12 protein-coding genes are annotated in these 12,626 nt (G+C 69.6%); 5 read left to right on the top strand and 7 right to left on the bottom strand.

The annotated features are described in order from the left end of the window. Positions 1-58: 58 nt before the first annotated feature. Genes NO931_RS12820 through mbhE form a run of 4 tightly spaced genes read right to left on the bottom strand, consistent with a single transcriptional unit; the run spans position 59 to position 4,887 of the window. Positions 59-1,705, bottom strand: coding sequence for a complex I subunit 5 family protein (locus tag NO931_RS12820; RefSeq protein WP_256392729.1), 1,647 nt, complete (start codon positions 1,703-1,705; stop codon positions 59-61). After that, positions 1,702-2,043, bottom strand: coding sequence for a sodium:proton antiporter (locus tag NO931_RS12825; protein WP_256392730.1), 342 nt, complete (start codon positions 2,041-2,043; stop codon positions 1,702-1,704). The genes NO931_RS12820 and NO931_RS12825 overlap by 4 nt, the downstream gene beginning before the upstream one ends. Beyond that, complete coding sequence (locus NO931_RS12830; protein ID WP_256392731.1) at positions 2,040-2,504, bottom strand: MnhB domain-containing protein; 465 nt, start codon at positions 2,502-2,504, stop codon at positions 2,040-2,042. Before NO931_RS12830 ends, NO931_RS12825 begins: the two co-directional genes overlap by 4 nt. 28 nt (positions 2,505-2,532) lie before the next feature. Next, the gene (gene mbhE, locus NO931_RS12835; protein WP_256392732.1) at positions 2,533-4,887 is read right to left on the bottom strand and encodes a hydrogen gas-evolving membrane-bound hydrogenase subunit E; all 2,355 of its coding nucleotides are present in this window, start codon (positions 4,885-4,887) and stop codon (positions 2,533-2,535) included. A gap of 164 nt (positions 4,888-5,051) precedes the next feature. On the opposite strand from mbhE, the gene NO931_RS12840 reads away from it, so the two are divergent. After that, positions 5,052-5,672, top strand: a complete 621-nt coding sequence (locus NO931_RS12840) for a SprT-like domain-containing protein (protein ID WP_256392733.1) — start codon at positions 5,052-5,054, stop codon at positions 5,670-5,672. A 78-nt stretch (positions 5,673-5,750) separates the two neighbouring features. On the opposite strand, the gene NO931_RS12845 is transcribed toward NO931_RS12840, so the two are convergent. The 3 genes from NO931_RS12845 to NO931_RS12855 all read right to left on the bottom strand — a co-directional run bounded on the left by NO931_RS12845 (position 5,751) and on the right by NO931_RS12855 (position 8,196). After that, complete coding sequence (locus NO931_RS12845; protein WP_256392734.1) at positions 5,751-6,350, bottom strand: DUF5789 family protein; 600 nt, start codon at positions 6,348-6,350, stop codon at positions 5,751-5,753. Positions 6,351-6,507: 157 nt separating this feature from the next. Beyond that, positions 6,508-7,032, bottom strand: coding sequence for a hypothetical protein (locus tag NO931_RS12850; RefSeq protein WP_256392735.1), 525 nt, complete (start codon positions 7,030-7,032; stop codon positions 6,508-6,510). Positions 7,033-7,134: 102 nt separating this feature from the next. After that, positions 7,135-8,196: a hypothetical protein gene (locus NO931_RS12855; protein ID WP_256392736.1), complete on the bottom strand. Its 1,062-nt coding sequence runs from the start codon at positions 8,194-8,196 to the stop codon at positions 7,135-7,137. Positions 8,197-8,341: 145 nt separating this feature from the next. Here NO931_RS12855 and dhaK point away from each other — a divergent pair, with 145 nt between their 5' ends. The 4 genes from dhaK to NO931_RS12875 all read left to right on the top strand — a co-directional run bounded on the left by dhaK (position 8,342) and on the right by NO931_RS12875 (position 12,560). After that, positions 8,342-9,343, top strand: coding sequence for a dihydroxyacetone kinase subunit DhaK (dhaK, locus tag NO931_RS12860; protein ID WP_256392737.1), 1,002 nt, complete (start codon positions 8,342-8,344; stop codon positions 9,341-9,343). A 69-nt stretch (positions 9,344-9,412) separates the two neighbouring features. Further along, positions 9,413-10,168, top strand: coding sequence for a dihydroxyacetone kinase subunit DhaL (dhaL, locus tag NO931_RS12865; protein WP_256392738.1), 756 nt, complete (start codon positions 9,413-9,415; stop codon positions 10,166-10,168). Then, entirely contained in the window at positions 10,168-10,548 is a 381-nt protein-coding gene (gene dhaM / locus NO931_RS12870; RefSeq protein WP_256392739.1) for a dihydroxyacetone kinase phosphoryl donor subunit DhaM, read from the top strand. The genes dhaL and dhaM overlap by 1 nt, the downstream gene beginning before the upstream one ends. Before the next feature lie 140 nt (positions 10,549-10,688). Beyond that, positions 10,689-12,560 carry a cbb3-type cytochrome c oxidase subunit I gene (locus NO931_RS12875; RefSeq protein ID WP_375142055.1) on the top strand — a complete coding sequence of 624 codons (1,872 nt, stop codon included), beginning with the start codon at positions 10,689-10,691 and terminating at the stop codon, positions 12,558-12,560. Positions 12,561-12,626 lie beyond the last annotated feature (66 nt).

The raw sequence follows: 12,626 nt of genomic DNA on the forward strand, positions 1-12,626 counted from the left end.
CCGTAGTCGCCGGACGTCACGTCGTCCGCCCGCCGAGGCGCGGCGTCGGCGCCGAAGCTCACGCCGACTCACCCCCGGTCGGCGCGACGACCTCGACGTACGACTCCCGGTCCAGCGCGGCGACGGCGGCGTCGCTCGCGAACTCGTAGACCGGATCGAAGCCGACGCCGACGGCCAGGATCGCGAGCGCCATCGCGGCGACGATCGCCACCTCGCGCCGGTCGACCGTAGCGCCGACGACCATCGGCGTCTGAGCGCCCCAGAAGCAGGTCGTCCAGGCCCGGGTCGCGTAGACGATCGTCAGCACTGCGCCGGCGAGCAACACGGCGAGCGCGAGGGCGGGCGGCCAGACCGCGCCACCGCCCCCGAGCGCGACGCCGAGCCAGTCGCTGGCGACGCCGAAGGTCAGGAACTTCCCGAAAAAGCCCGCGAGCGGCGGGATGCCGATCAGCGAGAGACTGCCGATGAAGAAGGCGCCGGCCAGCGTCGGCGACCGGCCCGCGAGGCCGCCGAGATCGGCCAGTCGATTCGTCCCGGTCGCCGAGCGAACGACGCCGGTCGCCATGAACAACAGCCCCTTCGCGAGCGCGTGGTGGAGCGCGTACACCAGCGCTGCGGCGACCGCAAGTCCCCGAAGCGAGGTCGCGGGATCGACGCCCGAGGGCGCCGGGTCGGCGGCCGCAGCGACGGCGATCGGGATCGCGATGAACCCGACCTGCCCGACGCTGGAGTACGCGAACAGTTCGTCTAAGGTGTCCCGCGCGACGGCGCCGAGCCCGCCGACGAGCACGCTCGCGATCCCCATCGCCATGAGGACCGGTGCGAACACGGCCAGCGGCGAGTTGCCGGCGACGCCGGGCAGCTCGACCGCGAGGTCGGCCGCGGCGAACACGGTGAAGTACAGCCGAATGATCGCGTACATGCCGACCTTCTTGGTGACGCCCGCGAGCATCGCGGTGACCGGCAGCGGCGCCGCGCGGTAGGCGTCGGGCACCCAGAACTGGAACGGCACCAGCCCGGCCTTGAGCCCGAACGTCGCGAGCAGCAACCCGCCGAGTCCGACGACCGGCGCGGGATCGACACCGTACGCCGCGGGGGCGGCGAGCCGGCGCGCCATGTCGGCCATGTTGAGCGTCCCCGTCGTGGCGTAGAGGCCGCCGATCGCCAGCAGCATGACGACGCTGCCGATCACGTTCAGCGTCAGGTAACGAAACGCCGCCGCGGTGTGGGTGGCGCCGCCGTAGAACGCGACGAACACGTAGCTCGCGAGCAGCATCACCTCGAACCAGACGAACAGGTTGAACAGGTCGCCCGTGAGAAAGGCGCCCGAGACGCCCAGCAGCAGGCAGTGGAAGAGGGGATGGTAGAACGTCCGCTGGTTCGCTTGGTCGACGTAGACGACCGAGAACGCGACCGCTGCGAGGCCGACCGCGGCGGCGATCGAGAGCATGAACGTCGACAGCGCGTCCGCGACGAGCGAGATCCCGACCGGGGCGGGCCAGCCGCCGAGCTGGTAGGCCGCCGCGCCGGGCGCCGCCGGTCCGAGCACGACGCCGTAGGTCAGCCAGGCGACGCTGACGGCGTACGCTAGCGCGACGCCGACGCTCGCGACGCGCTGGACGCGCGGACGGCGCCGCAGCGCGAGCAGCCCGACGATGCCGACCAGCGGGATCAGGATCGGCGCGACGACGAGCTGCGTCGTCACGGCAGCTCACCCACGTCCATCGTTCCGTTCTCCGCGTGCACTCGGAACGTCAGCGCGAGCGCGAACGCCGTCGTCCCGAAGCTGATCACGATCGCGGTCAGCACCAGCGCCTGCACGACCGGGTCGGCCGTCACGGGCGCTTCGGCGCCGTGCCCGGCGAGTATGGGGGCCGTGTCGGCGTCGCCCGCGACGACGCCGCCCACCGAGACGAGGTAGACGTTCGCCGCCTGCGAGATGACGGCGATCCCCCAGACCACCCGCAGGAGGTCCCGCCGGAGCAGGAGGAAGGTGCCCAGCCCGAACAGCGCGCCGACGACGAGCGCGAGCGCCAGGCTCATTCGGCGCCCACCACCGAGAGGATCGTCAGCAGCCCGCCGACCACCACGAGGTAGACGCCGACGTCGAAGACCAGCGCCGACGCGAGGTGGATCTCGTGGTAGATCGGGATCCCGTAGAACGTCCAGTGGTCCTGGTACAGGAACTCGAGGCCGAACGCCACGCCGGCGAGGCCGCTGCCGACGGCCAGCGCCAGCCCGAGCACGAACGTCCGCAGGTACGCCTCGACCGACCGGTGCTCGAACATCCCGGCCCCCGACTCGACGTCGCGGCCGAGCACGCCGATCTCCAGGTAGTCCAGCCCGTAGGCGACGTAGATCAGCGCGAACGCCGCGGTCGTCAGGACGCCGCCGACGAACCCGCCGCCCGGCAGGTTGTGGCCCTGCAGCAGCAGCGAGATCGCGACGACGAGCACGATCGGCACGACGATCCGGACGGTCGTCTTCATCACGACCGTCGTCATCGCCGACCACCTCGGCCGAGCGTCGGCGTCACGGCGACTCACCCCGGCGTCGCATCGTGAGCAGCACGAGCACCGACAGCGCGGCGATCGAGATCACGACAATCTCGCCGAGCGTGTCGAACGCCCGGAAGTCGGTGAGGATCACGTTGACGACGTTCGCCCCGCCGGCGCCTTCGACGGCGTTCTCGACGTACTGCTCCGCGAGATACGTCGGCGGCGCGTCGCCGTCCCGGGCGGTCACGAGCACGGTCAGCGCCGCGGTCAGCCCGACGCCCAGCGAGAGCGCGGCGTCCCGCGCGAGCACGCCGGGCCGCGCCTCGGCGTAGAACGCCGGGAGCTCCTCTAACACGAGCAGGAAGATCAGCAAGACGAGCGTCTCGACGACCAGCTGCGTCAGCGCGAGGTCGGGCGCGCTCGCGAGGATGTAGAAGATCGCGACCATGAACCCGAGGATCGACAGCGTGAGCACGCCCGCGACGTGGGACGGCGCGATCGTCACGGCGACGGCGGCGACGATCGCCACCAGCAGGACGAGCACCATCGCGGGCGTCGCGCCAGCGCCGTCGATCGCCGGGACGGCGGCGGCCGTCGACGCGTACCCGATCAGCGCCAGCGCGCTCGCGGCGGCGACGGCCCAGGCGGCGTACGTCCGGAGCAGGCCGTTGTTGACGGCGGCGTCGAGCCGAACGCTCGCGGCGTCGGTCGCCGTGAGCCAGTAGTCGTAGAGCCAGGCCGGCCGCGGCGTCACGCGCAGCGCGTTGACCAGTTCGATCCGGCGGCAGATCCCCCGCTCGAAGGGGTAGGCCGCGACGCCGCCGACGATCGAGAGCGCCGACATCGCGACCGGAACGGTGAGGTGCGCGGGGAGCCCGACCGCGACCTCGGTCGGCGACGCCGCGGTGGCGTCGACGCCCCGCTGGACCGCGGCGTCGACCGCGAACTGCGGAACGACGCCGATGACGCCGGCCAGCACCGCGAGGACGGCCGGCGGCGCCACCAGCGTGACTGGTGCCCGGCCAAGCCCGCCGACCGCGGCCGGGCGCTCGCCGACGAAGATCGAGAGGAACTTCAGCGAGTAGAGGACGGTGAAGACGCTCGCCAGCACGGCGACCGCGGGGAAGAGCCACGCGAGCGCGCCGTCGGCGTTGACCGCGGTCTCGTAGGCGGCCTCGAACAGCAGCTCCTTCGAGTAGAAGCCGTTGAACGGGGGGATCCCGGCCATGCTCAGGCCCGCGATCCCCGCGATCGCGGCGGTGACCGGCAGCTCCCGCCCGAGTCCGCTCAGCCGGTCGATCCGACGCGATCCTGCCTCGTGGGCGACGATCCCGGCGACCAGAAATAGCGCCGCCTTGAACAGCGCGTGGTTCAGCAGGTGGAACACGCCGGCCTCGGCGCCGTAGTGGTTCGCGAAGCCGAAGCCCGCCACCATCAGCCCGAGGTGGCTCGCCGTCGAGTACGCCAGCAACTGCTTGAGATCGGTCGAGGCGACCGCGAGCACGGCGCCGACCAGCATCGTCGCCAGTCCGAGCGTCGCGACCAGCAGCGTCCACTCCCCGCCGAGCAGCACCGGCCGCAGGCGACCCAGCAGGTAGACGCCGACCTTCACCATCGTCGCCGAGTGGAGAAACGCCGACACCGGCGTCGGCGCCACCATCGCGTTGGGCAGCCAGAAGTGCAGCGGCACCTGCGCGGACTTCGCGCCCGCGGCGACCGCGACCAGCCCGAGCACGGGCACGAACAGGCCCTGCTCGCGCAGCGCGGCCTGCATCGCGCCGGGATTTCGGAGCATTCCGACGAGATCGAACGCGCCGACGCCGGCGACGCCCGCCGCGGCGATCGACAGCAACAGGACGGCCACGAGCAGGAACAGGCCGCCGCCGACGGTGACGACCATCGCCATCCGCGCGGAGTAGCGCGCCTCCTCCTGGTCGGTGTGGTGGCCGATCAGGACGAACGACGCGAGGCTCGTCAGCTCCCAGAACAGGAACAGCGCGATCAGATCGCCCGCGAACGCGACGCCGAGGATCGAGCCCATAAAGGCCAGCAGCGTCGCGTAGTACCGCGCCAGATTCGGCTCGCCGTGCATGTAGCCCGTCGAGTAGACGAACACGAGCACGCCGACGCCGCTGGCCAGCCCGGCGAACAGCAGCGCCCAGCCGTCGACGTAGAACCGCAGCGCGACGTCGAGCGACGGGACCCACGGGACGCCGACCGCGCCGTCGGCGTCCCACTGGGAGACTACGAGCGCGAAACAGGCGAGCGCGACCGCGGCACCGACGTAGCCGGTTCGCTCCCCGAGCGCCCGGTAGAACAGCGGCGTCAGCGCTGCCGCGACGAAGGGCAGCGCCACCGCCGTCGCGACGACGGCAAACTCCGGGGCCATTGGGTTCGGCATCCACGACGCGCGACGTAAGAGTGTGCGTGAGAACGCGTCACGTTCGCGGGAGAGAGGCGTCCACACCACCTCGTCCGCCCGGGGCGCCGACGCAGTTCGGCGCCGCGACCCGCGCTTTCATGTGGCGGCGGCGCACAGGATCGACCGTTCGAATGGCACGCGACGACGCGCGACGGGCCACCGCCGCGGCGGCGAGCGACGGCCACTCGCCGACCGACGCGGCGGACGATCCCCGAACCGAGGCCGAACTGCTCGATCGCGCCCGCGAGTACGCCGCGACGATCGACCTCGACGTCGATCTCGACGCCGTCTCCTGGGAGGTCTCCCGCCGGGCGAAGCGACGGGCCGGAGCCGCGGTCTACCACCGCGCCGATGAGTCGGTGACGATCCGGCTGACGTGGGCGGCCTACCGCTCGTTCGGCTGGAACGAGTTCACCGACGTGATCCGCCACGAACTCGTCCACGCTTGGGAGTTTCTGGAGTACGGCGAGTCGGGCCACGGCGAGCGCTTCCGGGCGAAAGCCGACGCTGTCGGCGCGTCGCGACACTGCCCGTCGTTTTCGGTGCCGCGATTGCAGTTGCTCTGCACCGGAACGGGCTGTGACTGGACGGTCGACCGGTTCAAGGCCTCGAAGACCGTCAAGAAGCCGGAGAAGCATCGTTGCGGCGCCTGCGGCTCTCGGTACGTCGTCGAGCACGTCGATACGGGCGAGCGCTGGCGGACGAGCAGGGGGTACGAGGGCGCGAGAGAGCGGATCGGCGACGAGTGGTGAGCGCTGCCCGGAGAGACGGACCGGTGTCGACGGCCGGTGCGCGGCGCGGTCGCTCGCGCTCGCTCGTCGACGGCCGACCTACACGCCGAGCCACTCGTCGTCCCCGATCTGATACCCGTTCGATCGGCAGAACTCCGCAGCCTCCCGGCGTACGGCCCGCGAATCGGGAAACGTTTCTTCGTCGCGGATCTGCCCGACGATCCAGTCGCCGACGACCCGAACGCCTTCGTCGTCGTCGTCGGCGTCGATCGCCTTGAGCTTCCGGAGCGTCTTCTCGTAGGCTTCGCGTTGTGACTCGCCGAAGTCCATGTTCGGGTGCGCCTCGTTCGCTTCGATGATCCGCTTCATGGCGGCGGCAATCGTCGGCCGCTGTATCCGCATCTGGACGTCGTCCGGGGCCTCGAACGTCTCCGCGTCCGTGTCCGGCACCAGTTCCCGGATCGCGTACGTCCCGTCGGACGATTCGACCTCGCGGTCGCCGGCGTGGGCGACGGTCTCGGCCCCCGTCGCCGGGAACTCCATCGACTCGAGTTCCGCCTCGACGTCGTCGAGTTCCGTCGCCTCGACCGGGGGCTCGGTTTCGTCCTGGCGCTCGAGTTCCTCGGCGATGGCGCGCTCGCGCTGGCGTCGATCGGCGTCGCGAGCCTGCTTGTCTCGTCCTCTCTTGTCGTCTGCCATGCGGGTACATCGGATCGGCGTCGTGGTGAATGTATTAGCCAGATGCCTCACATTCGATGAACCGTGGCATCCGCTTCGCGTTCTCTCCTCCAAAAAGAGGGCGACGGGGCGTCTGTGGCGGGTCGTCCGCCGCGGGCGGCAGGCGCCCGGTTTCGCGTCAGTGCAGCGTTCCTTCCCGAACGCGGTCGTCGTAGGCAAACAGCGCGTAGCCGATCTCGACGGCGCTGTAGCCGGTTTCCGCGGCGATCTCGCGGATCGGCTCGATCATCGCCACGTAGTCGGCGGCGTCGAAGCTCTCCTTGCGCCCCTCCAGGTAGCCCTTCCGCTCCAGGGACGCCCAGACGCGCGTGTCGACGACGGCGTGGCGATCGCCGTCGAGCGCGGCCAGCACGCACGACGCCGTCGGTGCCTTGAACCCGCGCAGCCCGGTCAGTAGCTGGATCTTCGAGAAGTCGCCCTCCACTTCGAGCGCATTTCGCGTCACCTCCCGGCAGCGATCCGCGGGGTTGTTTTCGACGTGATACGCGCTCCGCGTCGAGGATTCGTAGGCGATTTCGTAGAGCTGGTCGCGCGTGAGGTGGCCCTGCGAGCGGTACTGCTCGCCGAACTCCTCGAGCCGCTCGGGCAGGACGCCCTGGGTCTCCGCGTAGTACTCCAGGTTGTCGGCGACGAACTGCTCCATGCTCGGGACGTTTCAGGCTAGCATCCAAAATTCGACCGGTTCGTTCCTGATCCGTCGACAGAGCGGCGCCGTCCCGGCGCCCGAGCGGTGCTCTCGGCCCGTTCAAAGATCCTTGCGCCACTCTAGACCCCGCGCGTCCTCGGGCGGCGCGAGCGGACTCGTCGGCAGCTCAGATCCCACGTCCGGATCGTTGTACGCCCGCGGCGCGACGTCGTTGGGCGTGTCGGGGTAGAACAGCGACGCCAGCAGTTGGATGTGCTGGCGCCCGACGTCGAGCTCGAACTGGCCGCCGCCGTACATCGTCATCCCGCGCTTCTGGGCGTGCTCGATCGTCTCGAACAGCGATTCGACCGAGCCGAAGCGCGAGGGTTTGATGTTGAGCCACTCCGGTTCCCACGGAAGATTTTCGACGTCAGCCAATCCGTGGATCGGCGCGTCCCAGCTCACCCGATCGCCGGCCTCCTCGACGATCGGGCGCGTTTCGTCGGTGAGCGCCGGGTCCTCGATGACGGCCTCGGGGAACGCCTCGATCAGGCGGTCGTACAGTTCCGGATCGGGCTCCTGATCGACCTCGGTCCCCTCGTAGTGGCCCTTCAGGTCGAGGATGCGGACGGCGCCGCGCTCGGCGAGGTCCTCGACGATCGACTCGGTCCAGTCCGAGGTGGGATCGAGCTTGAACTGCAGGTTCGGATCCACGTCGCGCAGCGCGTCGATCCGGTCGAGCGTCGGCGGATCGCCCAGCCGCGTGCTCGCGACGAAGCTGACGGGATCGTACGTGCGGTCGAGCACCTCGGCGAGCGATCGGTCGGCCTGCTTCAGCGCCAGGTCCAGCGCGGCCGATTCGACGCCCCAGCGCCGGTAGTTCCGGAACTCCGTGCGGTCGGGGGCGCCCGCGGGAAACAGGTCCAGGTCGCCGACCAACTCGGAGAACTCGTCGAACGAGTACGTTCCGGTTAGGTCGAACTCGGGGTCGTCCTCGGCGAGCGCGTCGTGATGTTCGGCTTCGTAGGTGACGTCTTCACCCCGCCCGACGGCGCCGTCGCCGCGCAGCTCGAAGACGGTCGTCATCCGGGCGAACCCGCTGGAGGTATCTCGCTCGCGGAACGACAGGTCGTAGCCGTCGACGACCAGTTCGAGGTCGGCGACGGCGTCGTACAGCGCCATAGCGGATCGACGGGCGCCGCGGATATAGTGGCTGTGTCGACCGATCCGTTTGCCGCTGCCGGAGCTGCCGTCCGGACGCCGACAGCCGGAGAGGCGGACCGCTAGTGTGAGGTATATGTTGAACGATGACGAAGAACAACGCGGCATGAAGAAACTCATCAACGAGCCGGAGGACGTGGTCGACGAGATGCTCGACGGAATGGTCGCGGCGCACCCGGACCGACTCCGCCGTCTCGACGGGCAAGAGGTGCTCGTACGCGCGGACGCGCCGGTCGACGGGAAGGTCGGGATCGTCTCTGGCGGGGGGAGCGGGCACGAGCCGACCCACGCGGGCTACCTCGGCGAGGGGATGCTCGACGGTGCGGCGGCGGGCGAGGTGTTCACGTCGCCGACGGGCGACCAGCTCGACGAGATGATCGAGGCCTGCGACGGCGGCGAGGGCGTGCTCTGCGTCGTCAAGAACTACGAGGGCGACGTGATGAACTTCGACACGGCCGCCGAGATGGCCGACATCGAGGGCGTCGACGTCGAGCAAGTGGTGGTGAACGACGACGTGGCGGTCGAGGACTCGCTGTACACCTCGGGCCGGCGCGGCGTCGCGGGGACGATCCTCGTCCACAAGGCCGCCGGCGCGAAGGCAGCGCAGGGCGCCGACCTCGGGACGGTCGCCGACACGGCCGAGAAAGTGATCGACAACGTCGGCACGATGGGGATGGCGCTGACATCCTGCGTAACCCCCGAAAAGGGCGAGCCGACGTTCGATCTGGGCGACGACGAGATCGAACTCGGCATCGGCATCCACGGCGAGCCCGGCACCGAGCGCACCGAGACGATGAGCGCCGACGAAGTGACCGAGCACCTCACCGAGCAGGTGCTCGACGACCTCGAACTGGACGACGGGCAGGAGGTCGTCACGATGGTCAACGGGATGGGCGGGACGCCGCTGATGGAGCTGTTCGTCGTCAATCGCCGCCTTCAGGAGCTGATGGACGACGAGGGCCTGAACGTCTGGGACGCCTGGGTCGGCGACTACATGACCTCGCTGGACATGGAGGGCTGCTCGATCACGGTCTGTGCGGTCGACGAGGAGCTCAAGGAACTGCTCGCCGCGCCGGCCGACACGCCGGCGCTGACCGTCCAAGAGTGACGCCGGGATCGCGACCGGCGACTTACCGGAGCACAAATGCTTTAGCGACACGCGGTCGGGTATCCAACTATGGCAGACGATGACACGCAACGCGAGGCGGTCCGGGCGGCCGCCGAGAACGTCGCCGATCGCCTCGAGGAGGAGAAGGAGTACCTGACCGACCTCGACTCGGCGATCGGCGACGCCGACCACGGGGCCAACATGAGCCGCGGCTTCCGGGCCGCGGCCGAGACCGTGGCCGACGCCGACGACGCCGAGCCGGCCGACCTGGTCAAGCGGGTCGGCACGACGCTGATCTCGGAGGTCGGCGGCGCGTCGGGGCCGCTGTACGGCGGGTCGATCATGAGCGCCAGCCAGGCGTTCGCCGATGATGGGATCACCGCCGAGACGAGCGTCGACTTCGCCGAGGCGTATCTCGACAAGGTCGAAGACCGCGGCGACGCCCGGATCGGCGCGAAGACGATGGTCGACGCGCTGACGCCCGCGGTTCACACGTACAAGAAGTCGATCGAGCAGGACGACCTCTCGCCCCTGACCGCGCTCGCGAAGGCGGTCGACGCCGCCGAGCGCGGCGTCGATTTTACCGTGCCGATCCGCGCCGAGAAGGGCCGGGCGTCGTACCTTGGCTGGCGGTCGGTCGGCCACCAGGACCCCGGCGCGACGTCGACGCTGTACATCATGGAGGAACTGCTCGCGACCGCCAAAGAGTACGTGGAGGGCGAGATCGAGCGCGACGCGACCGCGGTCGAGGAACCCGACGAGGATCCCGCCGACGTGGCGGACGACGGTGCCGATTCCGACGCCGACGGCGAGGGGGACACCTGATGATCGGCCTCGTGATCGTCTCCCACAGCGCGACCGCGGCCGAGGGAATCTGCGAGGTCGCCGCGGAGATGGGCGGCGACGCCCCGATCGAACCGGCGGGCGGCGACGACGGCGAGATCGGTACGAGCGCTCCGACGATCGAGGACGCCATCGAGGCGGCCGACGACGGCGACGGCGTCGTCGTGCTGGTCGATCTCGGGAGCGCCGTAATGAACGCCGACCTCGCGCTCGAGATGACCGACGTCGACGCCGAACTCGCCGACGCGCCGATCCTGGAGGGCGCGGTCAACGCCGCCGTCGAGGCGACGAGTCCCAAGGCGACGCTCGACTCGGTCGTCGAACGCGCCGAGGAGGCCCGCGACTACCGGAAGCTCTCCTGACGCGGCGTCTCCGCCTTCCGGACGTGTTTTCTGCGGGGCTCTCGACCGCGGCGTCCGCGCCGCCGAACCCCGTTTTTATGCTAACTGACCGAATATGTTCCCGCGAACATCCTTTCGGCGCTCGGACGAACGCCTCCGCAATGGCTTCGACGACGCAGCTGGCGCTGAGCGCGACGATGGCTGCCTTTCTCCTCGCCGTCGCGCTCTGGCTCCGGCGCATCGGAGGCTGGCGGACGTACGGACCGACGACAACCGGCGGCGCGGCCGGTAGCTACGGCGATTCGAGCGGCGAAACGGCCGGCGAGACGGCGAAACCGGGCGGGCTGGCGCGCTGGCTGACGACGGTCGATCACAAGGACATCGGGCTGCTGTACGGCACCTTCGCCGTGCTGGCGTTCGCGTGGGGCGGCATCGCCGTCGTGATCATGCGCCTGGAGCTGGTCACCCAGACCTCGACGCTGATCGGCGCCTCGACGTACAACGTCCTGCTGACGACTCACGGCATCACGATGTTATTCTTGTTCGGGACGCCGATCCTGGCGGCGTTCGCGAACTACCTCGTCCCGCTTTTGATCGACGCGGACGACATGGCGTTCCCGCGGATCAACGCCATCGCGTTCTGGCTGCTGCCTCCGGCGGCGCTGCTGATCTGGGGCGGCGTGCTGCTCGGGCCGTTCGTCGAGGGGATCGCGGGCGCCCAGACGTCGTGGACGATGTACCCGCCGATGTCGATCGAGAGCTCGATCCAGGGGACGCCCGGCGGGACGCCGAACCCCGGCGCCGACCTGATGATGCTGGGGCTGCACCTCTCGGGGCTCTCGGCGACGATGGGCGCGATCAACTTCGTCGCGACCATCTTCACCGAGCGCGGCGAGGACGTGGGCTGGCACAACCTCGATATCTTCTCGTGGACCGTGCTCGTCCAGTCGGGGATCATCCTCTTTGCGTTCCCGCTGCTGGGGAGCGCGATCCTGATGCTGCTGGCCGACCGGAACCTCGGGACGGTGTTCTTCCAGATGGAGGGCGGTGGGCCGATCCTCTGGCAACACCTGTTCTGGTTCTTCGGCCACCCCGAGGTGTACGTGCTCGTGTTGCCGCCGATGGGGATCGTCAGCTACGTGCTGCCGAAGTTCACGGGGAGAAAGCTGTTCGGCTTCAAGTACGTCGTCTACTCGACGCTCGCGATCGGGGTGCTCTCGTTCGGCGTCTGGGCGCACCACATGTTCGCCTCGGGGATGGACCCCCGGCTGGAGTCGGCGTTCATGGCCGTCTCGCTGGCGATCGCGCTGCCCAGCGCCGTGAAAGTGTTCAACTGGATCACGACGCTGGTCAACGGCCGGATTCGGACGACCGCGCCGCTCCTGTTCTGCGTTGGCTTCGTGTTCAACTTCATCATCGGCGGCGTCACCGGCGTGTTCGAGGCCGCAATCCCCGTCGATCAGGTGCTCCACGAGACGTACCACGTGGTCGGCCACTTCCACTACGTCATCATGGGCGCGATCGCGTTCGCGATCTTCGCGGCGATCTACTACTGGTTCCCGCTCGTCACGGGCCGGATGTACCAGCGCCGCCTCGCCAAGTGGCACTTCTGGATCACGATGGTCGGCACCAACGTCACGTTCTTCCCGATGGTCCTGCTTGGCTACGGCGGGATGCCCCGGCGCTACGCGACCTACGACTTGCCGGTCGGACCGGCGGGTCACTTCGCCGACCTTCACGCTGCGGCGACCGTCGGGGTCCTGATTCTGACGGCGGGTCAGCTCGTCTTCCTCTGGAACTTCGTGACCTCGTGGCTCGAAGGCCCGCGCGTCGACGACGACCCGTGGGACCTCGACGACGAGCCGACCGTCGCCCGCGAGTACCGCTGGTTCCGAGAGCGGCGCGAGACGGCGTCGGACGGCGGATCGGAGACGGCGTCGGACGGCGGATCGGCATCGGCGCCAGTGACGGCCGGCGAGGACGCCGACCCTGCCGCTGGCGCGGACGAGAAGCGGGTGCCCGAGGACGACTGACACCGGTAACGGGTTCTGCAGCGTTCCACAGCGCCGGGACGACTGATCTGGATGCCGCCCTAGTCC

The organism is Natronoarchaeum rubrum, assembly GCF_024494695.1.

Excerpts from the sequence above, each read along its gene's own strand:
- mbhE (WP_256392732.1), bottom strand. The coding sequence starts at position 4,887 with ATGGCCCCGGAGTTTGCCGTCGTCGCGACGGCGGTGGCGCTGCCCTTC.
- dhaM (WP_256392739.1), top strand. The coding sequence starts at position 10,168 with ATGATCGGCCTCGTGATCGTCTCCCACAGCGCGACCGCGGCCGAGGGA.
- NO931_RS12825 (WP_256392730.1), bottom strand. The coding sequence starts at position 2,043 with ATGAGCCTGGCGCTCGCGCTCGTCGTCGGCGCGCTGTTCGGGCTGGGC.
- NO931_RS12875 (WP_375142055.1), top strand. The coding sequence starts at position 10,689 with ATGGCTTCGACGACGCAGCTGGCGCTGAGCGCGACGATGGCTGCCTTT.
- NO931_RS12855 (WP_256392736.1), bottom strand. The coding sequence starts at position 8,196 with ATGGCGCTGTACGACGCCGTCGCCGACCTCGAACTGGTCGTCGACGGC.
- dhaL (WP_256392738.1), top strand. The coding sequence starts at position 9,413 with ATGGCAGACGATGACACGCAACGCGAGGCGGTCCGGGCGGCCGCCGAG.
- NO931_RS12845 (WP_256392734.1), bottom strand. The coding sequence starts at position 6,350 with ATGGCAGACGACAAGAGAGGACGAGACAAGCAGGCTCGCGACGCCGAT.
- NO931_RS12840 (WP_256392733.1), top strand. The coding sequence starts at position 5,052 with ATGGCACGCGACGACGCGCGACGGGCCACCGCCGCGGCGGCGAGCGAC.
- NO931_RS12830 (WP_256392731.1), bottom strand. The coding sequence starts at position 2,504 with ATGACGACGGTCGTGATGAAGACGACCGTCCGGATCGTCGTGCCGATC.
- dhaK (WP_256392737.1), top strand. The coding sequence starts at position 8,342 with ATGAAGAAACTCATCAACGAGCCGGAGGACGTGGTCGACGAGATGCTC.
- NO931_RS12850 (WP_256392735.1), bottom strand. The coding sequence starts at position 7,032 with ATGGAGCAGTTCGTCGCCGACAACCTGGAGTACTACGCGGAGACCCAG.